29 protein-coding genes and 1 pseudogene are annotated in these 21,690 nt (G+C 31.5%); 12 read left to right on the top strand and 18 right to left on the bottom strand.

Annotation, left to right across the window (positions count from 1 at the left end):
• Positions 1 to 357: 357 nt before the first annotated feature.
• From G9F71_RS09785 to G9F71_RS09775, 3 genes and pseudogenes are all read left to right on the top strand, one after another.
• Positions 358 to 447 (top strand): annotated as a pseudogene (locus tag G9F71_RS09785) (IS200/IS605 family transposase); the annotation flags it as partial.
• Positions 448 to 513: 66 nt separating this feature from the next.
• Entirely contained in the window at positions 514 to 1,554 is a 1,041-nt protein-coding gene (locus tag G9F71_RS09780) for a transposase (protein ID WP_224626290.1), read from the top strand.
• A gap of 188 nt (positions 1,555 to 1,742) precedes the next feature.
• Positions 1,743 to 2,405, top strand: a complete 663-nt coding sequence (locus G9F71_RS09775; protein ID WP_224626659.1) for a FadR/GntR family transcriptional regulator — start codon at positions 1,743 to 1,745, stop codon at positions 2,403 to 2,405.
• A 24-nt stretch (positions 2,406 to 2,429) separates the two neighbouring features.
• Here the strand turns inward: G9F71_RS09775 and G9F71_RS09770 are convergent, their stop codons facing one another.
• From G9F71_RS09770 to G9F71_RS09710, 13 genes are all read right to left on the bottom strand, one after another.
• The gene (locus G9F71_RS09770) at positions 2,430 to 2,792 is read right to left on the bottom strand and encodes a DUF1667 domain-containing protein (RefSeq protein ID WP_164952273.1); all 363 of its coding nucleotides are present in this window, start codon (positions 2,790 to 2,792) and stop codon (positions 2,430 to 2,432) included.
• Positions 2,789 to 4,030: an NAD(P)/FAD-dependent oxidoreductase gene (locus G9F71_RS09765; protein WP_263488203.1), complete on the bottom strand. Its 1,242-nt coding sequence runs from the start codon at positions 4,028 to 4,030 to the stop codon at positions 2,789 to 2,791. Before G9F71_RS09765 ends, G9F71_RS09770 begins: the two co-directional genes overlap by 4 nt.
• Complete coding sequence (locus G9F71_RS09760; protein ID WP_164952272.1) at positions 4,021 to 5,490, bottom strand: NAD(P)/FAD-dependent oxidoreductase; 1,470 nt, start codon at positions 5,488 to 5,490, stop codon at positions 4,021 to 4,023. Before G9F71_RS09760 ends, G9F71_RS09765 begins: the two co-directional genes overlap by 10 nt.
• Before the next feature lie 233 nt (positions 5,491 to 5,723).
• The gene (locus G9F71_RS09755; protein ID WP_164952271.1) at positions 5,724 to 5,909 is read right to left on the bottom strand and encodes a cysteine-rich CWC family protein; all 186 of its coding nucleotides are present in this window, start codon (positions 5,907 to 5,909) and stop codon (positions 5,724 to 5,726) included.
• 101 nt (positions 5,910 to 6,010) lie between these two features.
• Positions 6,011 to 6,622 (bottom strand): DNA-3-methyladenine glycosylase, encoded by a 612-nt coding sequence (locus G9F71_RS09750; RefSeq protein ID WP_164952270.1) that lies wholly within the window; start codon positions 6,620 to 6,622, stop codon positions 6,011 to 6,013.
• A 110-nt stretch (positions 6,623 to 6,732) separates the two neighbouring features.
• Positions 6,733 to 6,921 carry a hypothetical protein gene (locus G9F71_RS09745; RefSeq protein WP_164952269.1) on the bottom strand — a complete coding sequence of 63 codons (189 nt, stop codon included), beginning with the start codon at positions 6,919 to 6,921 and terminating at the stop codon, positions 6,733 to 6,735.
• Positions 6,922 to 7,007: 86 nt separating this feature from the next.
• Positions 7,008 to 7,208 (bottom strand): DUF1657 domain-containing protein, encoded by a 201-nt coding sequence (locus G9F71_RS09740; RefSeq protein ID WP_124999943.1) that lies wholly within the window; start codon positions 7,206 to 7,208, stop codon positions 7,008 to 7,010.
• Between the two features lie 44 nt (positions 7,209 to 7,252).
• Positions 7,253 to 7,606, bottom strand: a complete 354-nt coding sequence (gene spoVAE, locus G9F71_RS09735; protein ID WP_124999941.1) for a stage V sporulation protein AE — start codon at positions 7,604 to 7,606, stop codon at positions 7,253 to 7,255.
• 21 nt (positions 7,607 to 7,627) lie between these two features.
• A complete protein-coding gene (gene spoVAD / locus G9F71_RS09730; protein ID WP_164952268.1) occupies positions 7,628 to 8,629 on the bottom strand; it encodes a stage V sporulation protein AD in 1,002 nt (333 codons plus the stop codon).
• The gene (spoVAC, locus tag G9F71_RS09725) at positions 8,630 to 9,109 is read right to left on the bottom strand and encodes a stage V sporulation protein AC (protein ID WP_164952267.1); all 480 of its coding nucleotides are present in this window, start codon (positions 9,107 to 9,109) and stop codon (positions 8,630 to 8,632) included.
• An 11-nt stretch (positions 9,110 to 9,120) separates the two neighbouring features.
• Positions 9,121 to 9,981, bottom strand: a complete 861-nt coding sequence (locus G9F71_RS09720; RefSeq protein ID WP_164952266.1) for a DUF421 domain-containing protein — start codon at positions 9,979 to 9,981, stop codon at positions 9,121 to 9,123.
• A gap of 13 nt (positions 9,982 to 9,994) precedes the next feature.
• Positions 9,995 to 10,201, bottom strand: coding sequence for a DUF1657 domain-containing protein (locus G9F71_RS09715; protein ID WP_164952265.1), 207 nt, complete (start codon positions 10,199 to 10,201; stop codon positions 9,995 to 9,997).
• A gap of 284 nt (positions 10,202 to 10,485) precedes the next feature.
• Positions 10,486 to 10,686, bottom strand: coding sequence for a hypothetical protein (locus tag G9F71_RS09710; protein ID WP_124999932.1), 201 nt, complete (start codon positions 10,684 to 10,686; stop codon positions 10,486 to 10,488).
• 240 nt (positions 10,687 to 10,926) lie between these two features.
• Here G9F71_RS09710 and G9F71_RS09705 point away from each other — a divergent pair, with 240 nt between their 5' ends.
• Positions 10,927 to 11,067, top strand: coding sequence for a hypothetical protein (locus G9F71_RS09705; RefSeq protein WP_164952264.1), 141 nt, complete (start codon positions 10,927 to 10,929; stop codon positions 11,065 to 11,067).
• Positions 11,068 to 11,128: 61 nt separating this feature from the next.
• Here the strand turns inward: G9F71_RS09705 and G9F71_RS09700 are convergent, their stop codons facing one another.
• From G9F71_RS09700 to G9F71_RS09680, 5 genes are all read right to left on the bottom strand, one after another.
• Positions 11,129 to 11,719: a manganese catalase family protein gene (locus G9F71_RS09700; protein ID WP_164952263.1), complete on the bottom strand. Its 591-nt coding sequence runs from the start codon at positions 11,717 to 11,719 to the stop codon at positions 11,129 to 11,131.
• 3 nt (positions 11,720 to 11,722) lie between these two features.
• Positions 11,723 to 12,010, bottom strand: coding sequence for a spore coat protein CotJB (locus G9F71_RS09695; protein WP_124999927.1), 288 nt, complete (start codon positions 12,008 to 12,010; stop codon positions 11,723 to 11,725).
• A complete protein-coding gene (locus tag G9F71_RS09690; RefSeq protein ID WP_224626286.1) occupies positions 12,010 to 12,264 on the bottom strand; it encodes a spore coat associated protein CotJA in 255 nt (84 codons plus the stop codon). The genes G9F71_RS09695 and G9F71_RS09690 overlap by 1 nt, the downstream gene beginning before the upstream one ends.
• Before the next feature lie 225 nt (positions 12,265 to 12,489).
• Positions 12,490 to 13,884 (bottom strand): hypothetical protein, encoded by a 1,395-nt coding sequence (locus tag G9F71_RS09685; RefSeq protein WP_224626284.1) that lies wholly within the window; start codon positions 13,882 to 13,884, stop codon positions 12,490 to 12,492.
• Positions 13,885 to 14,154: 270 nt separating this feature from the next.
• Positions 14,155 to 15,240 carry a glycosyltransferase gene (locus G9F71_RS09680; RefSeq protein ID WP_164952262.1) on the bottom strand — a complete coding sequence of 362 codons (1,086 nt, stop codon included), beginning with the start codon at positions 15,238 to 15,240 and terminating at the stop codon, positions 14,155 to 14,157.
• 281 nt (positions 15,241 to 15,521) lie between these two features.
• On the opposite strand from G9F71_RS09680, the gene G9F71_RS09675 reads away from it, so the two are divergent.
• The 8 genes from G9F71_RS09675 to G9F71_RS09640 all read left to right on the top strand — a co-directional run bounded on the left by G9F71_RS09675 (position 15,522) and on the right by G9F71_RS09640 (position 21,657).
• Positions 15,522 to 15,737 carry a hypothetical protein gene (locus G9F71_RS09675; RefSeq protein WP_164952261.1) on the top strand — a complete coding sequence of 72 codons (216 nt, stop codon included), beginning with the start codon at positions 15,522 to 15,524 and terminating at the stop codon, positions 15,735 to 15,737.
• A 1-nt stretch (position 15,738) separates the two neighbouring features.
• Entirely contained in the window at positions 15,739 to 16,038 is a 300-nt protein-coding gene (locus G9F71_RS09670) for a spore coat protein (RefSeq protein WP_164952260.1), read from the top strand.
• A gap of 164 nt (positions 16,039 to 16,202) precedes the next feature.
• The gene (locus tag G9F71_RS09665) at positions 16,203 to 16,667 is read left to right on the top strand and encodes a hypothetical protein (RefSeq protein WP_164952259.1); all 465 of its coding nucleotides are present in this window, start codon (positions 16,203 to 16,205) and stop codon (positions 16,665 to 16,667) included.
• A 185-nt stretch (positions 16,668 to 16,852) separates the two neighbouring features.
• On the top strand, positions 16,853 to 17,125 hold the full coding sequence (locus G9F71_RS09660) for a hypothetical protein (RefSeq protein ID WP_124999923.1): 273 nt from the start codon (positions 16,853 to 16,855) through the stop codon (positions 17,123 to 17,125).
• A gap of 307 nt (positions 17,126 to 17,432) precedes the next feature.
• Positions 17,433 to 18,455 carry a CotS family spore coat protein gene (locus tag G9F71_RS09655; protein ID WP_164952258.1) on the top strand — a complete coding sequence of 341 codons (1,023 nt, stop codon included), beginning with the start codon at positions 17,433 to 17,435 and terminating at the stop codon, positions 18,453 to 18,455.
• A 22-nt stretch (positions 18,456 to 18,477) separates the two neighbouring features.
• Positions 18,478 to 19,482: a CotS family spore coat protein gene (locus G9F71_RS09650; RefSeq protein WP_164952257.1), complete on the top strand. Its 1,005-nt coding sequence runs from the start codon at positions 18,478 to 18,480 to the stop codon at positions 19,480 to 19,482.
• A 13-nt stretch (positions 19,483 to 19,495) separates the two neighbouring features.
• The gene (locus G9F71_RS09645; protein WP_164952256.1) at positions 19,496 to 20,632 is read left to right on the top strand and encodes a glycosyltransferase family 4 protein; all 1,137 of its coding nucleotides are present in this window, start codon (positions 19,496 to 19,498) and stop codon (positions 20,630 to 20,632) included.
• A gap of 26 nt (positions 20,633 to 20,658) precedes the next feature.
• A complete protein-coding gene (locus G9F71_RS09640; protein ID WP_164952255.1) occupies positions 20,659 to 21,657 on the top strand; it encodes a GDP-mannose 4,6-dehydratase in 999 nt (332 codons plus the stop codon).
• The last annotated feature ends 33 nt before the right edge of the window (positions 21,658 to 21,690 follow it).

The raw sequence follows: 21,690 nt of genomic DNA, 5'->3' as shown, positions 1-21,690 counted from the left end.
ACTCCTTTCCCGCTTTTCAGCTATAATTTTTTTTTATACATTACATTTTAATTAAGTATTAACCATATCATATCACATTATTTATTGTTTATCAATATATTTTTAATGTTTATTGGTATATATTTATTATTAATCAACATAAGCCTTGATTGTAATTTAAAAAACATACACAAAAATTATGCCAATAGAGGTTAGTATAAATGTAATTAATAACAACAACTAAATATAGCTATAAATGATATTTACTTTTAATTTACAATATTTGTGCGGAAAGCCCACTCCTTCAGGTGTGGGATGGATAGCATAGCTTGTGTATAATATATTTGTAAAATACATAAACTATGCTATTATAAATTCATGAAAAATAAATATAGAACAACTAAAACAACTGTATCTTTGATTAATTATAATTTTATATTTTGTCCAAGATATAAAAGAAAAAAATTTAACACCTAATGTTGAAGGGAGATTTAAACATTAGGCGAGATGTGTATGTGAAGAGAGGTGAATACTGTGTCAAGTTATATTTTGGCATTAAAATTAGAAACAGAAGTATATCAAGAAGATATATTAGATAAAAGATTAGAAATAGGTAGAAATATTTATAATAGTTGTCTAGGCGAATTATATAAAAGATATAATAATATGAAAGAATCTAAAGAGTATAGAAAAGTAGTTAAAATGAAAAAAGGCAAAGAACGTAATAAAGAATTTAACAAATTAAATAAAAATAATGGTTTGACAGAATATTCACTTCATAAATACGTTAAGCTTATACAGAAACATTTTAAAAATAATATAGATAGCTTTACTACACAAAAAATAGCGACAAGATGTTTTAATGCTTTTGGTCAATTAATGCTTCATAAATGTAATAAAGTTTATTTCAAAAAATATGGTGAAATGAATAGTGTTGAGGGTAAATCAAATAAAACTGGACTTAGATTTGTAGATAATAAATTAATATGGATTAAGTCTAATAAATATATTAAAACTCAAAATGAATTAAGAGAAATACAAAGAAAACAAGCTTGTATAAGAAAGCAAAGTCATGAGAAATTAGCTAATCAAATTATCAGTTTAGGCGATAGAATATTAGTAGAAACTATGAGCTATAGTGGGCTACAAAAGAGAGCTAAGAATACAACAATAAATGATAAGACAGGTAAAATAAATAAGAAAAAGAGATTTGGTAAAAGTCTCGCAAGTAAAGCACCTAGCATGTTTTTAACTATATTAGATAATAAATTAGAATGGTATGGTAAAGAGCTTTTAAAAATAAACACTACTAAAATAAAAGCTTCACAATACAACCATTTTGATGATAAGTATAATAAAAAAGAATTATCGGAAAGGTGGAACAATTTCGAAGGATTTAAAATACAAAGGGATTGTTATAGTGCATTTCTTATAATGAATATTAAGGATAATTTAGAAGAAATAGATAGAGATTTATGTTTTAAGGAGTTTGATAATTTTAAAGTGCTACACGATAAGGAAATAGTAACAATACAAAATAGCAACAATAAAGCAATAAGTAGTATGGGATTATAAATTAAGGCTAAAGAGGTTTTGATATGAGCCATATGCTATCGTTAATTCATTCATTGGAATGATTGATAGTGAAAGTTTTAGAGAAGTTAATTAGTTCTTATATGTTGTAATTTATTTGATTTTTAAATAAATGAGAGTATAGGAGAAGTTAAGCTATCTAAGAACCCCTTGCCTTTAGGCATGGGAGTATCAGTAACCAAGTTGAATATGGAGAACGACTATATAATGAAGCAGAATTAATGGAAATTTTAAATGTTAGTCGACCAACGCTACGTGAAGCCTTGCGTGTTATGGAGTTTTTAGGAATCATCACTGTCACACCAAGAAAAGGAATTATCATTAGTGATCCCAAAGACAATAATTATTATTTGCCACTTACCTATATTTTAGCTTTCGAAAAAACAAGTAATACAGATCTTTTTGAACTTAGGATGGCTATAGAACTAGAAATGATAAGCCTTGCAACTTCTAGGGGAACAGATGAAGACTTTGCTAAGTTAAAGCAAATTTTCGATGAAATGACCAATCTTCCTGATGGAGAAATAACAAACTTTACTAAATTGGATCAATTATTTCATATCCAAGTATTAAATTGTGCTAAAAATGAATTATGTTCTAAATTAATGAATACCCTTAATGCATTAATTTATAATCAATTAGAACAAATACATAAAGCCTTAACAAATGATGATAGGAAAAATACCATACAAAAACACTATCTTATATATCAATCATTAGTAGCTAGAAATGAAGAATCAGCAAGACAGGCAATGAAAGACCATCTAGAGCATGCCTATGGTGTTACTAAACAACTTCCAAGCGTCTTTTTAGATACTTTTAAAACAAATTAATTTTTATATATTAGTCTTAATGATTTATTTCTTATCTATAGACTTTGTAGCAATAATATCTACGCCAAGCCCCAACACATTGTGGATAAGCACTTGTTCAATTTTTATAGGTGCATCAATTTGTATGTTTTTAATCTCTTTCATAACATCAAATATCTTATCTTTAGGCACACCTATTGTGGTTCTTACACTAACAAGGGGCATTTCTCCATTATTTACTTTAACTAATGATGAAATAGTTCTTTTAGGATTTTGTATTTCTTGGGAGGCATATGCTATTCCTTTTTTACAACAAGCTCCAATAATTTTTTTGATAACTTTTCCTTCTAATTCTAAAGTTAATTCGCAGCCATTTGGACAAATTATACATGTCATTTCTCTATTCATTTTGCTACCACCACCCTAATATTTTCACTACTAATAATATCCTCTTTTTTTAATATTAAGTGTATCATCTCTGCAGGATTTAATTTTTTAAAGTTTGTTAATTTGATCACTTTTTCACCCTGCTTAATTTCTATAGCCCCATCTCTTGAAGGTCTACTCACCCTTAAAGTTATTTCTACATCTTGCTTTCCACTTATCTTTTGTGGAACTACATTATTAACAGTTTCATCTGTTGTTATTAAAATATGGCTTTGATTTTGCTTTTCATTTCTTATATATTTTGCTGCTGCCTCTGCAAGATTTTCCCCTTCAGCAGATACAAAATCTACTAAATCATGCACATGAAGCACATTACCCCCTGCATAAATTCCTTCTATGCTAGTTTGTAAATTTTCGTCCACAATGGGCCCTTTAGTTTTTGCATCAAGTTTTATTCCAGCTTTAAGAGATAACTCATTTTCAGGAATAAGTCCAACAGATAGTATTAATGTATCACATTGATACTCTTTTTCTGCTCCTGTAATAGCTTGTCCATTGTCATCTAATTCACTTACAGTTACTACTTTTAATCTTTCTTTTCCTTTAATATTTGTTACTGTATGATTTAAATATAAGGGAATATTATAGTCATTTAAACATTGTTCTATATTTCTTGAAAGTCCACTAGGATAAGGTAGTTTCTCTATTACGGCCAATACTTTTGCCCCTTCTAGGGTGAGTCTCCTTGCCATTATAAGTCCTATATCTCCAGACCCTAATATAACAATTCTTTTCCCAACCATAATATTTTTTATGTTCATATAGCTTTGGACTACTCCAGCAGTAAATACCCCCGCCGGTCTTGTGCCAGGTATACCTATCGCGCCTCTTGTTCTTTCTCTACAACCCATGGCCAGCACTACTACTTTAGCTTTATATTTTTTTAGCCCACCTCTTGTAACTGCTGTAACCTCCTTATTATTTGTAAGATTTATTACAGTTGCTCCTGTTTGTAACTGAATATTTTCTTTTTTCACCTGCTTTATAAATCTATTAGCATATTCAGGACCACTAAGAGCCTGCTTAAATCTTGTTAAACCAAATCCATCATGAATACATTGTTTTAATATTCCACCAAGTTTTTCTTCCCTTTCTAATATTAAAACGTCTTCTATACCTTTTTCTTTTAATTTTAGAGCTACTGCAAGTCCAGCTGGTCCGCCACCAATTATAATTGCTTCCTTTTGAATTACTTGCATTGTCTTACCTCCCCTAAAAACATCTTTCCATATTTTCTTAAATAAGTTACTTCATCAACTTTTACATTTTTTTCTTTTATAATGATTTCTGCAATTCTAGTTTGGCAATATCCACCCTGACATCTTCCCATCATGGATCTTGTTCTATATTTAATGCCTGTTAATGTATCTACCCCTAATGGATTATTTATTGCTTGCAAGATTTCTGCTTTTGTAATATTTTCACATCTGCAAATAATTTCCCCATAATCAGAATTTTCTTTTATCAGTGTGTCCTGTTTTTCTTCAGATTGTTCTATAAGTTTTACTATTCCCTTTCTAATAGGATTGAAATTTATATTTTCTTTTAAGGTTTCCCTATTTTTAATTTTTTCGACTACATACTCTGCAATTGGAACAGCGCAAGTGAGTCCTGGAGATTCAATTCCAATTAAATTAATTACATTAGGTATTTCTTTTCTTTCTTCTATTACAAAGTCTGCATATCCACCTTTTTCCTTACTTACAAGTTTTGGTCTTATGCCTGAGAAATTTCTGATGAAATGTTCCCTTTTGATTTGAGGCAATATCTTTGTCCCCTCTTTTATAAGCATGTTCATAATATCCTCAGTTGAAGAATAATTATCATTTTCATCTATGTAATAAGCACTTGGCCCAATAAATATATTGCCATGAATTGAAGGTGTAAGATGTACGCCAAGACCCCCTTCTTTCTTATTAGGAACTGGATAGACTGGAATTTCAAGAAATTTGCCTAGGCTTTGGTCAATAATAAAATATTCTCCTCTACATGGATATATTGTATAATCTGTAACACCAACCATTCTTGCTATTTTATCAGAATTCAACCCTGCACTATTAATTACCCATCTACTAAAATAGATTTCTTTATTTTTTGTAATAATCTCATAGCCATTTTCTTTTCTTTCAATATCAGTTACTTCTCTATCAAAATAAAAATCCACACCATTTTGGCAAGCATTTTCTGCTAATGCAATCGTATATATAAATGGATCTAGTATTCCTGTCATGGGTGAATATAAAGCTGCTACTCCTTCTACATTAGGTGCTAATTCCTTGATTTTTTCACGGTATACAATTTCGAGACCTGGAACTCCATTTGCATCTCCTTGTGATTTTAATGCTTTTAGTCCTTCCATATCTTCCTTACTAAAGCCTACTACTAGCTTTCCCGTTCTTTTAAAAGGTATATCTAACTCCTTTGCAACTTTGTCAAAGCCCCTGCATCCCTTAACACAAAATTGGGCCATAAGTGTTCCAGGCTGACTGTTAAATCCTGCATGAAGTACTCCACTGTTTCTGCCACTTGTTTCACATACTACATCTAACTCTTTCTCTAACACACCTACATTCAAATCATATCTTGAAAGTTCCCTTGCAATTGCACTACCCACTACACCTGAGCCAATAACGACTACATCATATTGTTGTTTTTTCAATTACATCACCCCTTACTTTTCTTCAAAAATATTTATATTTAAGTTTATTTAGTATACTCATTAAACTTAATACAATATTAGCTACATATAAATATTTTGTCAAGGAACTCATTGAATATTTTTCCATTTCATAAAAAAAGAATGCAAAAATTAATTGATTTTTGCATTCTTTTTTTATGAAATTATTAAATTTATACATACATTATGTTTACAGTGGAAATAAACATTTTCTCTTACTTCTGATACTTTTCTAAACAAGACTTACATATGCAAGCTTTACCCCTTTTATCACTTGGAATCAAATCTAATATGTACTTTGGAAATTCAACTGTATCGCACCAACATCCACCTTCACCATGTTTACAATTATTATCTTGTCCACAAAGTGGACATATTTTCGCTACTTCACTTTTACTCATTATTATTCCTCCTTCAGACATTTTAACTCCCTTTATTAATTATATATTTATTCCACATTTAATATCAATATAAAATTATATTTGTTTTACTTGTATTAATATTATTTTACAGATACCCAAACATTATCTTTTATATAAAATCTCCATTTAAAGTCCTTTGCTTCTTCTGCGTAATCAATTCCAATTCTTTTAGCTTCTATAATTTCAATTTTTTCTTTATCCATTGATTCTTCTATATAAAGGTTACCTGCACATAAATCTTGTTTATTATTTTCTTTATTTATATTCATCGCTATACACAGTTTAGATGGACCCGAAGACAAGTTTTTAAATTGAGCTTTTGTTAATTCATTATGAACTTTATTAAATCTTAACTTTGACATTTCGTCTATTCCGTCTATTGGCTCTATTGCTCTAATTAAAACTCCTTCTGGATATCCTTCTTTTTTTGTTATTACATTGAAACAATGATACATACCATAAATAAAATATACATATGCGATTCCAGGTTTACCATATAAGGCTTCTAATCTAGGTGTTTTTTTTCCTCCGTAAGCATGAGAAGCCTTATCTATTGAACCAATGTATGCTTCTGTTTCAACTATCTTTCCTTTTAACTTTACTCCATTAACTTGGTGTACAACTACTTTACCTAAAAGTTCCTTCGCAACCTGCAGAGTTTCTTTAGCATAAAATTTTCTAGTAAGTTTCATCACAAATCACCCCTCATAAATATGTTTTAGCATATTATAAATTTTAGTTTATATCAAATTTATATATAAGACAAATCTTATATCCCTTCAGTGGAGTAGTTTTGAGATTACTAAACAGTTTTATTTACCCATAGCAAGATGCATATACTAAGACAGATAGCTGTAATAGCAACAAAAGAAATAATCTTAAATGCCTTCTTATTCCTTCTTGTTCCTATTATCACAGATGCTAAAAATACTACCTCCATAACTGGTAAAATAAATATTAACATGTTTTCAAAGGTTATTTTAATTGACATTTCACACCTCCTTATATTTACCCTGTTATGAAACAAGAAAATTAAAGAACTAATGAAATGTCTGCCATTCCATTAGTCCTTTAAATCTACTTATATTGAGGTTCTTGTCCCTGAATATATTGTTGTCGTCCTTTTAAAATCTCTAGTGTACAATCAAGTTGTTCTGCTATTTGTTTAAAATCATTTTTTGCTTGCTTATCTTCTGTTTCTAGAGAAAAAGTCTTCATTGTAGCAGAAGCGCTTTGCAGTCCTGCAATTGCTTGTTGCATTTGAGTTCCTACAGTCATAATTTTCACCTCCCTTAAATCATCTCCTGGGTCGTTAAATATATTTATCCTTTGGGTTTAAATATTATAGCAGCAATAAACCCAAAAGTTATTGCAGCAGAAATACCAGAACTTGCTGTTTTTAACATACCAGTAAATATGCCTATAAATCCTGTTTTTTCAGCATCAATTAAGGCACCTGTTACAAGAGTATTTCCAAAACTACTTATAGGTATAAACGCACCTGCACCTGCTATTTTTATCAAAGGCTCATATAAACCTAGCCCTCCCAAAATTGCTCCAATTACAACTAATGTGCAGGTAGTATGTGCAGGAGTAATCTTTAATATATCCATTATAAGTTGCCCAATAACACAAATTAGACCACCTATTACAAATGCAAAAATAAACTTTTCCATAATTAAACTCACACCTCTTTTTTACATTTCTATAGAAACTGCATGAGCAATACAAGGTATGCTTTCCTTTTGTTGGTAGGATATTGGGGACATTAAAGCACCTGTTGCAACAATTAATATTCTCTTTAATTCCCCTCGACGCATACGGTTAAGAAAATGCCCATAAGTTACAGTAGCAGAACATCCACATCCACTACCGCCAGAAAAAACTGGTTGATCCTTTTTATATATTAAAAGTCCACAGTCTGTAAATATATTAGATGGCATTTCGGTGCCATGGGTTTTTAATAAACTAATAGCAAGTTCATGTCCTACCTTGCCTAAATCACCAGTAGCAATAAGATCATAATAGGAGGCATCAACATTTAAATCTCTAAAATGTGCTTCAATGGTATCTACAGCCGCTGGGGCCATAGCCGCTCCCATGTTAAATGGATCTGAAATACCCATATCTATTACTCTGCCTATGGTAGCTGAAGTAATCTTAGGTCCAATTCCATCTTCCCCAAGGACCGCAGCTCCAGCTCCTGTTACTGTCCATTGAGCAGTAGGAGGTTTTTGTCCACCGTACTCTGTAGGATATCTAAATTGCTTTTCTGCAGCTGCATTATGGCTACTTGCAGATGCTATAACATATTTAGCCGCCTTACTTTCTATCAATTGAGCTGCTAGTGCTAAACTTTCCATGGAACTAGAACAAGCACCAAAGACCCCTAAAAAAGGTATCCCCAAAGTTCTTGCAGTAAAACTACTAGAAATAATCTGGTCCATTAAGTCTCCACTTATGAAAAAATTGATATCTTCTTTTTTTACACTTGATTTTTTTATTGCTCTTTCGCAAGCATGTTCCAGAAGAACCTTTTCTGCTTTTTCATAGCTATCCTGTCCAAGCCACAAATCTTCATGAAGTATATCAAAGTCATCAGCTAAAGCACCATCCGCTTCAAAAGGACCACCAACTGCGGCTGATGCTAATATTGTAGGTTTAGAATTGAAAATCCATGATTGATGTCCTTTAAGCATTTACATCCTCCCCAACCATATTATTGTGATTTTTATGGTAGCAACTACAAAAGCAGAAAATACGCCATAGACAATGATTGCTCCAGCAAGTCTGAACATATTTCCAGCCACTCCAAGTACATACCCTTCGCTTCTATGCTCAATTGCGGCAGAAGCTATAGAATTAGCAAACCCTGTAACCGGAACAGCCGATCCAGCTCCGGCCCATTGGCCGAGGTGATCATAAACTCCAAGTCCAGTAAGCAAAGCTGACATAAAGATTAAAACTATTGAAGTTGGACTAACTGCTGTTTTTTCATTAAAATTAAGGTAGGTTATAAAAAATAATTGTAAGCATTGACCAATGGTGCATATAGCTCCACCTACAAGGAATGCTTTAATACAATTTTTTAAAATAGGTCTTTTAGGTTCTATCTTTTTTACCAATTTATCGTATCGTAGCTCCGTTGGCGTTAGTTTTTTCTTTTTCATATTGGACATTATTTCACCTTCTAACGTAATAAATAGGGTTCTAATTTTTCCAAGACCCTTTTTAAATTTTCAGTATTTTTTGAGTACATTGATTTTGCTGCTTCATTTTTTGTTTCTAAAGCAAATGACATAAGGTCTGCCTGACATTTTTGAATACTGGCATATAGCATTTCTTTAATCTGTGTTTTTGGGACTTGAATCAAATCATCAAAAAGATCCAAATACAAATCTCCTGAAGAATCTACTTGACCTATAAAAACATTTTCAAGTGCTACCCCTTTGTTTTTAAGCTCTGTTTTAAGCCACCCTTGATTTAATCCAATATTGGTAAGCCCTTCATTCAACATATTTCCATCTAAGATAACTGTCTGTGATTCAGTCTTCGATGCAATTTTTTTTCCTAAATCATATGAAGTAACAGGTTTTTTATCAGCTTTTAAACTAATATTTATATCCCCTGTTGTTTCCATAATACCAAATTCAACATCTGCTAAATTAAATGCCTTTTGGCAACGTAATTCTTGTATAAACTCTTGCCCGGTCATTCTTTCTTTAGCTAAATTTTCTTCCATAACTTTACCATTTTTAATTAGAACTCTTTCCTTACCATTCAATATGTTATAAATCCATTTACTTTTCATGGAAGCATAATCTAAAATAATAGGCATTAGACCCCAAACAGCTAACGCAGTTAATCCAAAATATATATTTGTAATTATGCCCAATGAGATTAAAGTAACTATAAGCGCAATGACTACATAAGAAATAAAGTCAAAGGGGGTACTTCTAGATAAATTTTTTTTCTTCATAAATCTTGTTAAAACTAATGTTAAAAAAAATATAATTATTGAGTTTAATAATATTATTAACCAAGTATTCATTATTTCACCTCACTTAGTCGCCTTTGTACTGGGGCTCTTGAAACTCTATAGAACCCACTCTTTTTTCTAAATCTATTTTAATTTTATTTATTTCTTGGAATGCCTCAGTGTAAATAGCCTTAGCTTCTTGATCCCGTTCTTGCAATGAATATAATCTTAAAGTCGCTTCTGACCCATTTAGAGTGGCTAATGTTTGTTTTACCTTAGAGATAACAGTCACATTGAAACCTCCTTTTAAATTAAATTATTTTCTAATATAGTGTAACTAATATACATAAATATAATTCATTTATATTAAAATAAAAATTCTTGATAAACTATATACTACAATTTTAATTTCTGATTTTTTTATTTTAAAAAAGATGACTCTTGTTCAATGAACAGAAATCATCTTTTTAATAGATAATAGATTTTTTTGAAATTGTCCACAAAGGTTACAGATTATGTGACGGGTCGCTTTTATCTTGAAAAATGATATACCTTCTAATAATTGAATTAGGATACCTAGCTATATTGCTTTCCGTCATGTGTATTTAATAATTCTTGTAATTTCTTAGCTTGCATTGCAGATTGTTCTGCAAATTCCCTGAATGTATTACTTACTTCTTCTTCTGATACTTCTCTTGCAAATGATTGATAGTCTCTAGTATTTTCTTGTGCGTCTAATAATTTTTTCATAATAGTATCTCTAGTGTTCATTTCCATTTTAATCACTCCTTCTGCAGTATATTTCCACAAAAGTTATCTTTTTATGTATTTTAAGTTATACTATCTGAAAAATCAATAAGCCTTTAGTTTAGAACTATTATTAAATCAATAGGCATATAAAATGAATTTTGGGTCATTATAATATTTAAAGATTATTAAGATAAATATATGTTTGCGTAAATTTTAAATTAGTTTATGTATCCTAAAAGTAAATAACAACATGAAAGGTGAGATAATATGAGTAATAAGTTAACTGTAACCAAAAATAAGATGGCTACATTAGGTATCAAGAAAAATGAACAAAACGATTACGAATATATTAATCCTGAAGATAAGACTAAATCTAAATATAAGTCAGTTAGAAAGGAAACAAAATAATGAGATAAAAAAATATATATAGTTGTTAAAAAAGATTCAACAACTATATATATTTTAAATTTTAAACTGGTTTATGCATTATAAACAAATGTGGTTCTTGTAGTTTATCCTGAACAATTCTTAGGGCTTCACCAAATCTTTGATAATGAACAACTTCTCTTTCTCTTAAAAATTTTAAAGGCTCTATTACATCTGGATCATCAGCCATACTAATTAGATATTCGTAGGTAGCCCTTGCCTTCTGTTCTGCAGCTAAATTTTCAGTAAGATCTACAATGGGATCCCCTTTTGATTGAATATATGATGCGTTAAAAGGAACGCCTGATGCGCTTACAGGGTATATTCCTCTACCATGGTCAGCATAGTAGCCACTCATGCCGCCTTTTTGAATTTCTTCTAGCGTTGCGCATTTCATTAATTGACGAACCATGCTTCCAACCATTTCTAAATGAGCTAGTTCTTCAGTGCCTATATCATTACATGTTGCTATAGCTTCGGGAGTTATCATAGAAAATCTCTGACTTAAGTATCTTAATGATGCACCTAGCTCACCGTCTGGACCACCATATTGAGTAATAATAATTTTTGCCATTTCTGGATTAGGAGTTTTAATTTTTACTGGATATTCTAAGAATTTATCGTATGTCCACATAAATTACACTTCCTCCTTTTCAAACATAAAATTAGCTTCATTTTCCCAAGGCCAGGGTTCGCTTATCCATTGCCATGGGTATGGGCTTAAGGAGTTAAGTTGAGTTAACATGCCGTAATTCATCTCATAGTTTTCTTTTAGTCCTCTCCATTGCATAATGTAATTATTATACTCTACAACAGCTTCTCTATCCAATGGATGAGTATTAAGGAACAAAGCTAAGTCTATCATCATAAACCGTGTTGCACTAATCTGTTTTAACATTTCCATTTTATTCATTTCATTTCTCATTAGATTCGCTCCTTTTGAATTGCTTCCAATTTACATGGTCTACTTTTTTTATCCTCACCTTTATAAGGACTGTAAAGTTCGGGAAAAGCAGTTCCTCTTCTAAGTGCTTCAACTGGCGTAAACACAGCACAAAGGAATTGGAATGGAACATATGCAGCAGCTAGCCTAACATTTTCAATTATAGTTTCTTGTGGTATGCAATTGCTCATTTCTTCGACTTTGGACATTTTTTTTCCTGTATCAGTCTGCTTCAATTTAAACCTCCAGAAAGTATTTACTACATAATATTATATGCAAACATTGAAAAAAGTGAGTACATTTTTCATCTCTATGAAATTAAATTGTATAATTAGCACTTCATCATCCGGTAATAAAACAATCTAGATATTATCTAAAAAAAAGGCTACCTAAGATAAGTAGCCTTTTAAAGTTTGAAATTATCTTATAATCTGTTACTTTTATAATTTAACTTAATCCTACTAGACAATTCTGAAAATAGATACAGTTCCAATAGGTCCGGATAAACCTACTAATACTATACTAATAGGACCACTAGAATTATTAACAAATCTGAAAGTTTCTCCTGCTGTTGCGGCATATACTCTATTAGAGCCACTTATAATTGGATTTGTTGCTGTAATAGATATACCAGCAATAACACCACGAAGGGATGATACCAAATCAATCTGTATAGAAACGGTTCCAGGATTTGGAGTAACGGCTATCTTCCAGTCTATTACATAAACTCCTGTTGTATTAACTGTAAAAACACCTGTTGCTGGATTATAACTGAGATCTGGTCCTACAATATCTACAGCATTATAAATAATAGTGCCTCCAACTGGAATTGATAATTCATTTGTTGTTATAACACCATTTGCAAATGAATTGAAACTTGGTCCTGTCGGACCTGTTGGGCCCGTTGCACCTGTTGGACCTGTTGGGCCTGTTGGGCCTGTTGCACCCGTTGCTCCTGTTGCACCTGTTGCACCTGTTGGACCTGTTGGACCTGTTGGGCCTGTTGGACCTGTTGCACCTGTTGGGCCTGTTGCACCTGTTGGGCCTGTTGGGCCTGTTGGGCCTGTTGGGCCTGTTGGGCCTGTTGGGCCCGTTGCACCTGTTGCACCTGTTGCACCTGTTGCACCTGTTGCACCTGTTGCACCTGTTGCACCTGTTGCACCTGTTGGACCTGTTGGACCTGTTGGGCCTGTTGGGCCTGTTGGGCCTGTTGGGCCCGTTGCACCCGTTGCACCTGTTAGACCTGTTGGGCCTGTTGGGCCTGTTGGACCTGTTGGACCTGTTGCACCTGTTGGACCTGTTGGACCTGTTGGACCTGTTGGACCTGTTGGACCTGTTGGGCCAGTAGGACCATCTGCACCTGTATTACCAGTAGGACCTGTAGGACCTGTAGGTCCGGTTGGCCCAGTTCTTCCCGTTGGCCCAGTTGCTCCAGTAGCACCTGTAGGTCCGGTAGGACCAGTTGGTCCAGTTGGACCAGTCGGTCCAGTTGGTCCAATTATACATGCTGGGAAGCAATGCTTGCAGCAACAATCATCTTTATCATGCTTACAACAATCATCTCTGTCATGTTTGCAACAATCATCTCTGTCATGTTTGCAACATTCATCTCTATCGTGTTTGCAACATTCATCTCTATCGTGTTTGCAACATTCATCTCTATCGTGTTTGCAACATTCATCTCTATCGTGTTTGCAACAATCATCTCTGTCATGCTTGCGACATTCATCCCTGTCATGCTTATAATCGTCATCTTTGTCATAACAATTCTGACTATTTATAATAAGATTTCCAGTAGCTCCATCTATCTCGGTACATTGATACTTCTTCGATGAACCATCATTGGATTTACCCATAATATACACCATCCTTATATATAATACTTTCTTTATATGAAATCATAAAACGTTGACATTATCTTTATATAAAATGCTATTATTTTATTTGCATAATTTATAATACTGTCCTTACATAGTATGCAAGCACTTTAATTTACGTTAAACAGATTTAATAAAAACTTGCAGTTAAATTGAAAAAAAATATAGCACAAAAATTAATCAGCCAAGAATTTTAGCTGACTAATTTCTATATTATATTTTTTACATTATATAAAGTAAAATTTATATTTATAAACTATCTAAATAAAATTTATGATTATTTAATAACCTTTCATCATTAGGCGAAAGCTTAATAGCTTGCTCAGAAAATTCTATTGCTTCAACCATCAGATTTAAATTATAACAACCTAAAGCTGCTAAATCATAAGGAGTATAGTCCCAAGCATTTTCATCGTTCGCAAAGTTGAATGTTTTTTTATTGATTTTTAAAGCTTCAGTTGCATAATAATAAACACCAAGCCAATCCTTTTCCCTATAAGCTAATAAAGACAACTCTATATAGGGTTCTCTTAATGAAATAGATTCACTTATGGCTTTATGATACCATTTTTTAGCGTTTAATATTTCTCCCTTTTCACAATATGCTCTTGCAATAAACCTCATAGATGATGCTCTTTCTTCTTCATAATTTGATGTAGGCAGTGATAAGTAATTCTTTAAGGTTAAAATGCAATCATCCCAGTTCCTCTCAAACATATACTCTCTACCAAGATAATATGTGTTTCTACTACTATTAGGATTTTCTTCAATAGCCAATTTCAATAATGGAAGATTTAAACTCCTATTTTTTGTTTTATCAGGATAATGATTAACTACCATACCCTTAATATAAACCTGTTTTTGCTCCCCCTCTCCCAAATATTCTAAAATCTCATGTGTTGGGTATATCCATCTATATCCATGTCTTGCATGAATTCTGTCCCAAGTATATTGTACCGCAGGCGAGCCGTCATCATTGACCTTCCAATTATATAGGTATAATCCTCTTGTCGTTTCTTTTGTCCATGCATTTTCTAAATGCTTTCTCCAACCACTCTCAATAACATCATCAAGATCTGCGGATACACAAATATCTATATCATCTGGAATAAATTTTAAGCATTCATTTCTTGAATAATCAAATCGAAAGGGACTCGCATCCATAGAATAAACAATGGCTCCTCTTTCTTTTAGTTTATTAATTGTATTATCAGTAGAGCCTGTATCTACAACTATAACAACATCAGCATCACTAAAGTGATCCATAAAGCGGTCAACAAATTTTTCTTCATTTTTACAGATTGCATATACGCAAACTTTATATTTATTACTCATGTAAAAACCTCCAATAAAATGAATAATACATTTCATTCCATTCTATGCTTACACATAATTATAGGTGACATAGTAAACATGTAAAACTTTAGTATTATTATCTATCCTTACTGTTTCACTTTGAAACCACTACTTTTAGCATGCTTTTTTTACTTTCCTTTCATAGAAAGTTTATTTTCAAGGCAAAATTCTAATAAATTTACAAGTTATTCCAAGGTTTAATTGTTTCATAAATGCACATAATAAAATGTAAAAAACATTATAAATTTGGAGGTATTAATATGAGAAAACTTTCAGAAGGTGAATTATTATCCTTAACAGCTTTGTTAACCATGGAAAAAGATGGATTAGCAGTGGCAAAAGTTATGAAAAATCTAATCAGTGATGAAGAGTTAAAAAGACAAGCCGAGACTGGTGTTTTAGCAGCAGAGGGAAGAATAAAAGGAGTACAACAATTCATCAATGAAAATCAAGTGACAATAGGAGGTGCAAAATAATATGGGAATAATAATGGACAATATCGTAAAAAATAACACAGATATTAATGATGAAGTAATAGTCGGAAATATGATTGGGTCTGCAAAAAATGCAGCAGATGCATATCTAAACGCTACTATGACCAGCGCTACCCCTGAATTAAAAGCAATATATTCCTCTAGTTTAAATCAAATAATAGGTGGTCATTCAGCATTAACAGAGCTAGCTGTAAACCGCAAGTGGGTATCACCTTATGATGCACCTTCACAACAGCTTGCTAATACCTTTAACAAATCTGAAACTACAGTTCAGGCTAAATAATAAATCAGACTATAACAGAAAGTTAAGCATAATGCTGTCAGAAACTATAAACTTCCTAAATGAACACCATATAAATTACAAACGCTCTAGTATAAAGAAAGTTATAATAGGATATTATATTATCGTGTTTAAAAATAAAAAAGCTATACGAGGAGTGATATTTAATGGATGAAAAAAATAAAAAGGTACTAGAAAGTTTAATGGAAAAGAAAACTGATGTAGAACTTGGTGAAGAATTATTCGATCTTAAAAACCAAATTAATACAATGGAGTCTACATTAAATCAACTTAAAACAAGCAATACACCAAACACCCCTGAAAACCAAGGCATGCAACAAAGCCAACAAAGTCAACAAACTGCTGCACAATTAATGAGTCAAATTCAAAGCTTTAGACAACAAGCACAACAACAGCAACAACAAGCTCAACAACAATTACAAACTTCTGTTCAGAATGCAATGGGTGCATTAAATCAAGCTAACCAACAAATAGTATCTCATCAGGTTCTTAGCCAGATGAATCAAATTATAGATCAGGCTCAACAACAATTAAATACTATGAACCAAGGCCAACAAGTAGCTCAACCAAATCCAGGAACTCAACCAGCTCCAGGAACTCAACAAAGTTAAGAAAGTCAAATGCAAAACTGAAAAGCTATTGTTTACAGATATAAATAAATATGATTAAATAACCCTCCATAGATAAACTCTATGGAGGGTTTGTTTATTTTATCAATTCCTTAAAAAATATACACAAATACTATCACCCTTAAGGTCACATTGGAATATTATTATAGTGAAAGGGGGCTTTATACATGAATTCTAGAGAAAAATATCTTGGTAGCAAAGAAGAATTTTATTTTTTCTTAAAAGATGAAGTTATAAAATTATTCAAGGACAAACTAAAAATAGAAGGAACTCGTGTTGTAATACCAGATAATGAGGAATTAGATTATCAAATTAAATTTGATTCAGATGAAAATTATGGTGATTTTACAATTAAAGTTAAATGGGGCGAAAAACCTGAACAACTTGAAGACTTTGAAGAAAATACAAATGATAATGAGGATAATACCTTTGAGTTTTAACAAACTTTAAATTAACATTCCCTGAGGATGCACTATAAAAATATAGATTAATAGTTTTATCTATTAACTAATACAATCTTACAATAGTTTTCTTTTCCTTAATAAGGCTCCTCAGGGTTTCATATATAGTTCTAAATTTATGTTATTGCAAACTCAATTCTCTTAAATAGATTACCATTTTAAATATTTAATTATAAAATGGTATATATTACAAAGAGCAATTTTAAAATAAATAACTTTTTATATTTATAGTAAGATAACAATTAATATTATTATCTGCTTAAGCGATTTACAAGGAGGCCATATCATGGGAGAAGAAAATATAAATTTAATATTAGCCCAATATGATATTACTGTAACTAATATAAGAAATGAATGTAATAAAGGTAAAAAGGCAGTGTGGTGGATAAAAACACCTCATGGTGATAAAATTTTAAAAAAACATTCCTGCTCTGCTAAAACCCTCCAATTCATACTTGCAGCTGTGGAACATTTATTGAATAACAAAGTTAAGCTTCCTAGAATTATTAAAACAAAACAAGGCGCTAAGTTTATAAAAGGGATTGATTGCTGCTATGTTTTAAGCGAGGCTATATCTGGTGTCACTCCAAATGAGGACAACCCTCAAGAATTAAGACTTGTTGTGGAGCAATTAGCTAATTTTCATTCTGCATCTAAAAATTTTGTACCACCTAACGATTGTAAGGTAAGAATTCACTTAGGCCTTCAAGGCGAAGAATTTCAAAGTCAAATGAATAAATTAAAGGGTTTTTATGATATTGAACAGTCTAAATCTAACCATTCGGAATTTGGCGCAATTATCCTAAATGTATTTCCTTATTTTTATAAAAGGATGGGGCTAGCCATAACTGAAAATAAAAATTCAGGTTATAACAAATGGGTTGAAGCTGATAAAAATTTAAATTCCCTCTGTCATCAAGATTTTACCGCTGGAAATCTCATTCTTACAAAATCCAAGGAAATATTTGTTTTAGATATAGATTCTATAGCTATTGACTTGCCTACACGGGATATCAGAAAATTTTTAAATAAAGTAATGAAAAGACATGGCACCTGGGATTTAAAGCAAACAAAACAAATCCTACATTGGTACAACACTGTAAATCCTCTTGAATTTTGGAAATGGCAAGTACTAAAGGAAGCTATAACATTCCCTCATCTTTTTGTAGGTATAATGAGTAAATATTATGAAGAGCGAGAAGCTACTTGGACTGAAGATAGATATGTTGAAAGACTAAAAGCCATGATAAAAGTAGAAAAATCTATAGATCCAATTTTACAAAACTTTGAAAAAATCATTCCTTCATAGGTTAATATAGGAGGCATTTATAATGGAAAACGACTTAACTAACTATTTAGAACTTGGTAGAAAAGTTCTTCTAGAGTATAATATATCACCACAAAATTTACAAACAATACAAAGTAAGGGACTTAAAACATTGTGGAAATTCACGTATAAAGGTACTACATTATGTCTTAAACGCTTGAAGCATTCATTTGAAGAAGCTCTTTTCTCTGTTAATGCCCAAATATATATATTGAATAATGGTGGTAATGTACCAAAAATCTATCCTAATTCTAAAGGAAATTCTATTACGCAGTACAATGGACAATTATTTGTATTATATAGTTGGATCCACGGAAGAGATATGAATTTAGAAAATCCTAAAGATTTAGCTTTAGCACTGCAGGCATTGTCAAAGTTTCATATTGACTCTATTGGATATGAACCACCAATTGATGCTAAAATATCATCTAAACTTGGAAACTGGCCAAATCAATATGAATCCATGAAGAATAGAATGTTGAAGTTAAAAGAACTCTGTAGTCAAACTCCTAATAACCCATCTTATTTTAGTTATGTAAATCAACTAGATCCCATCATAGAAATTTGCAACAAAACTATTAATTTAATTAATAATTCTCCTTATAGATCTTTATGTAGTATTGATCAAAAGGATTCCTGTTTATGTCATCAGGATTTTGGAACTGGCAATGTTATGTTATCAAAAGAAGGCGCTACTGTTATTGATTTAGATGGCGTAACTTATGATTTGAAAGTTAAGGATTTAAGAAAGATTATTGGGAAAAAAATGATGAAATTTAATGATTATAGTATAAAAAATATTGAAGATATTTTAAAATACTATGAAACAAATACTACCCTAACACCTGAGCAAAAAAAAGTTTTAAAAATCGATTTAATGTTCCCTCACTGGTTTTTTGGCTTAGTAAAGACATTGCATAAGAATCCTAAACCAATAGGTAGTGACAAAATCTCTGCAACTTCAAAATTTGAACAAAATAAATTTTCAATTTTACGAAGATGGCTTTAAAAGGAGTGTTCTTATGAAAATAGCATTTATTTGCACTGAAAAACTTACCTTTCCTCCTATTAATGGAGGTGCAGTTCAAGTATATCTTGAAGGTGCTTTGCCTATAATATCAAAATTTCATGAAATAACTGTATTTTGTATACAAGATCCTAAACTACCTAACAGAGATTCTAAAAGTGGCGTAAAATATATACGATTGCCCGCAAGCACTATGGAAGAGTATGTTCGTGGTGTAAAAAACTATCTTACAAATGACTTTGATTTAGTTCATGTTTTTAACAGGCCTCGGTGGGTTAACTTTTTAAGTAAAAATTTAACCTGCGCATTTAGTTTAAGTTTGCATAATGAAATGTTTTTACAAAAAAAAATCAATTCAAACTTAGCCAATGCCTGCATTGATAGAGTAAGTTTTATTACAACGGTAAGCCATTTTATTGCCAGTGGTGTAAAAGATTTATATCCCTCTGCTGCTATTAAACTTCACCCTGTGTATTCTGCAGTAGATTGTAATATATATAACCCAATTTGGAATAATGACAAGGATTCTTATAGAAATAAATTGCGTGCAAAATATGGCCTTCAAAATCATAAAACAATATTATATGTAGGTAGATTAACTCCAAAAAAAGGCACCCATATCGTAATAGATGCCATGAATTCAGTTATGGCATCCCACCCCAATACTGCACTTATGATTATAGGGAGTAAGTGGTATGGTGGAAATGAATCTAATGATTATATAGAATTATTAAAGAGAGCATCTAAAGAACTAAAAGGACCAGTTATTTTTACAGGTTACTTAAGTCCTACTGAAATTCCAAAATATTATAGCATAGGAGATATTTTTGTAAACATGTCTCAATGGAAAGAACCTTTAGCAAGAGTTCACTATGAAGCTATGGCCGCTGGATTACCGATTATTACAACTAATCGAGGGGGTAATGCCGAAGTAATGATTGAAGGTGTAAATGGCTTTGTGATGAATGATTATACCAATCCAAGGGTGCTAGAAAGTAATATTGTTAATCTATTAGATAATAGTGATTTAGCACTTAAACTAGGGGTGAATGGCAGAAAACTAGCACAGGAAAAGTATAATTTTAATAGATTAGCTAAGGATTTATTAAAACTTTTTGATAGTGTTAAATGATTTTTTAGAGATTAGGGGGTGCCACGTTGAGTTATACACTTTTAGTAACTGGAGGAGCAGGTTTTATTGGTTCAAACCTTTGTGATTATTTACTAAAAAACAATCATAAAATAATCATTATTGATAACTTTAATGATTTTTATAATCCTGAAATAAAAAGATTTAACATTACGGAAATGAAAAACACCATGAAATTAAATAATATTACTGATGATAATTTAATACTACAAGAAGGTGATATAAGAGATACTAATTTTTTAAAAGGAGTATTTACTTCATACAAAATAGATGTGGTAGTTCATCTTGCTGCTATGGCTGGTGTGCGCCCATCAATTATAAACCCACTTTTATATAACGAAGTAAATATTCGCGGCACTCTAAATTTATTAGATTTATGTAATGAATTTGGTATAAATAAATTTATCTTTGCTTCCTCTTCTTCTGTATATGGAAACAATAAAAAGCTTCCCTTTGCCGAAACTGACCCAGTAGATTTTCCAATATCACCTTATGCCGCTACTAAAAAGTCCGGTGAACTTCTGTGTCATGTTTATAGTCATCTATATGGAATTAATATAGCTTGTTTAAGATTTTTCACTGTATATGGAAAAAGACAAAGGCCTGATTTAGCTATTTATAAATTTACAAATCTCATGTTAAAAGAAAGTGAAGTTACTATTTTCGGAGATGGTACTACTAAAAGAGATTACACCTACATTGATGATATTATTGCGGGAATAGATAAAGCCATTACCTGGTCAAGTACAGGTACTCATAAGTATGAAATTTTCAATTTAGGCAGATCTGATACCATTATGCTTAAATATATGCTACAAAGATTAGAATTTGAGATTGGCGTTAAAGCTAATATAAAATATTTACCCCTGCAGCCTGGTGATGTGGAAATAACTTATGCTGACATTTCTAAATCCAAGGAAATTTTAGGTTATAATCCCTCAACAAAATTTGATGATGGAATTTCGAAATTTGTAAAGTGGTTTAGATCATCACCTGAGGTGCTGTAATATTAATCATGTAAATGAAAAGCACTAGTACTT

The sequence above is a fragment of the Clostridium sp. FP2 genome (assembly GCF_011065955.2).
In the GTDB taxonomy this organism is placed as follows: Bacteria; Bacillota; Clostridia; order Clostridiales; family Clostridiaceae; genus Clostridium_AD; species Clostridium_AD tagluense.
Note: the sequence above shows the minus strand (reverse complement) of the source record. Positions and strands in the feature narration are given on the sequence as shown.

Bases quoted from the DNA above. Each gene is read 5' to 3' on its own strand.
- G9F71_RS09710 (WP_124999932.1), bottom strand. From the start codon at position 10,686: ATGGAAATGAACACTAGAGATACTATTATGAAAAAATTATTAGACGCA.
- G9F71_RS09755 (WP_164952271.1), bottom strand. From the start codon at position 5,909: ATGAGTAAAAGTGAAGTAGCGAAAATATGTCCACTTTGTGGACAAGAT.
- G9F71_RS09740 (WP_124999943.1), bottom strand. From the start codon at position 7,208: ATGACTGTAGGAACTCAAATGCAACAAGCAATTGCAGGACTGCAAAGC.
- G9F71_RS09685 (WP_224626284.1), bottom strand. From the start codon at position 13,884: ATGGGTAAATCCAATGATGGTTCATCGAAGAAGTATCAATGTACCGAG.
- G9F71_RS09705 (WP_164952264.1), top strand. From the start codon at position 10,927: ATGAGTAATAAGTTAACTGTAACCAAAAATAAGATGGCTACATTAGGT.
- G9F71_RS09650 (WP_164952257.1), top strand. From the start codon at position 18,478: ATGGAAAACGACTTAACTAACTATTTAGAACTTGGTAGAAAAGTTCTT.
- G9F71_RS09765 (WP_263488203.1), bottom strand. From the start codon at position 4,030: ATGCAAGTAATTCAAAAGGAAGCAATTATAATTGGTGGCGGACCAGCT.
- G9F71_RS09750 (WP_164952270.1), bottom strand. From the start codon at position 6,622: ATGAAACTTACTAGAAAATTTTATGCTAAAGAAACTCTGCAGGTTGCG.
- spoVAC (WP_164952267.1), bottom strand. From the start codon at position 9,109: ATGTCCAATATGAAAAAGAAAAAACTAACGCCAACGGAGCTACGATAC.
- G9F71_RS09770 (WP_164952273.1), bottom strand. From the start codon at position 2,792: ATGAATAGAGAAATGACATGTATAATTTGTCCAAATGGCTGCGAATTA.
- G9F71_RS09660 (WP_124999923.1), top strand. From the start codon at position 16,853: ATGAATTCTAGAGAAAAATATCTTGGTAGCAAAGAAGAATTTTATTTT.
- G9F71_RS09655 (WP_164952258.1), top strand. From the start codon at position 17,433: ATGGGAGAAGAAAATATAAATTTAATATTAGCCCAATATGATATTACT.
- G9F71_RS09680 (WP_164952262.1), bottom strand. From the start codon at position 15,240: ATGAGTAATAAATATAAAGTTTGCGTATATGCAATCTGTAAAAATGAA.
- G9F71_RS09700 (WP_164952263.1), bottom strand. From the start codon at position 11,719: ATGTGGACATACGATAAATTCTTAGAATATCCAGTAAAAATTAAAACT.
- G9F71_RS09645 (WP_164952256.1), top strand. From the start codon at position 19,496: ATGAAAATAGCATTTATTTGCACTGAAAAACTTACCTTTCCTCCTATT.
- G9F71_RS09665 (WP_164952259.1), top strand. From the start codon at position 16,203: ATGGATGAAAAAAATAAAAAGGTACTAGAAAGTTTAATGGAAAAGAAA.
- G9F71_RS09720 (WP_164952266.1), bottom strand. From the start codon at position 9,981: ATGAATACTTGGTTAATAATATTATTAAACTCAATAATTATATTTTTT.
- G9F71_RS09670 (WP_164952260.1), top strand. From the start codon at position 15,739: ATGGGAATAATAATGGACAATATCGTAAAAAATAACACAGATATTAAT.
- G9F71_RS09695 (WP_124999927.1), bottom strand. From the start codon at position 12,010: ATGAGAAATGAAATGAATAAAATGGAAATGTTAAAACAGATTAGTGCA.
- G9F71_RS09745 (WP_164952269.1), bottom strand. From the start codon at position 6,921: ATGTCAATTAAAATAACCTTTGAAAACATGTTAATATTTATTTTACCA.
- G9F71_RS09675 (WP_164952261.1), top strand. From the start codon at position 15,522: ATGAGAAAACTTTCAGAAGGTGAATTATTATCCTTAACAGCTTTGTTA.
- spoVAD (WP_164952268.1), bottom strand. From the start codon at position 8,629: ATGCTTAAAGGACATCAATCATGGATTTTCAATTCTAAACCTACAATA.
- spoVAE (WP_124999941.1), bottom strand. From the start codon at position 7,606: ATGGAAAAGTTTATTTTTGCATTTGTAATAGGTGGTCTAATTTGTGTT.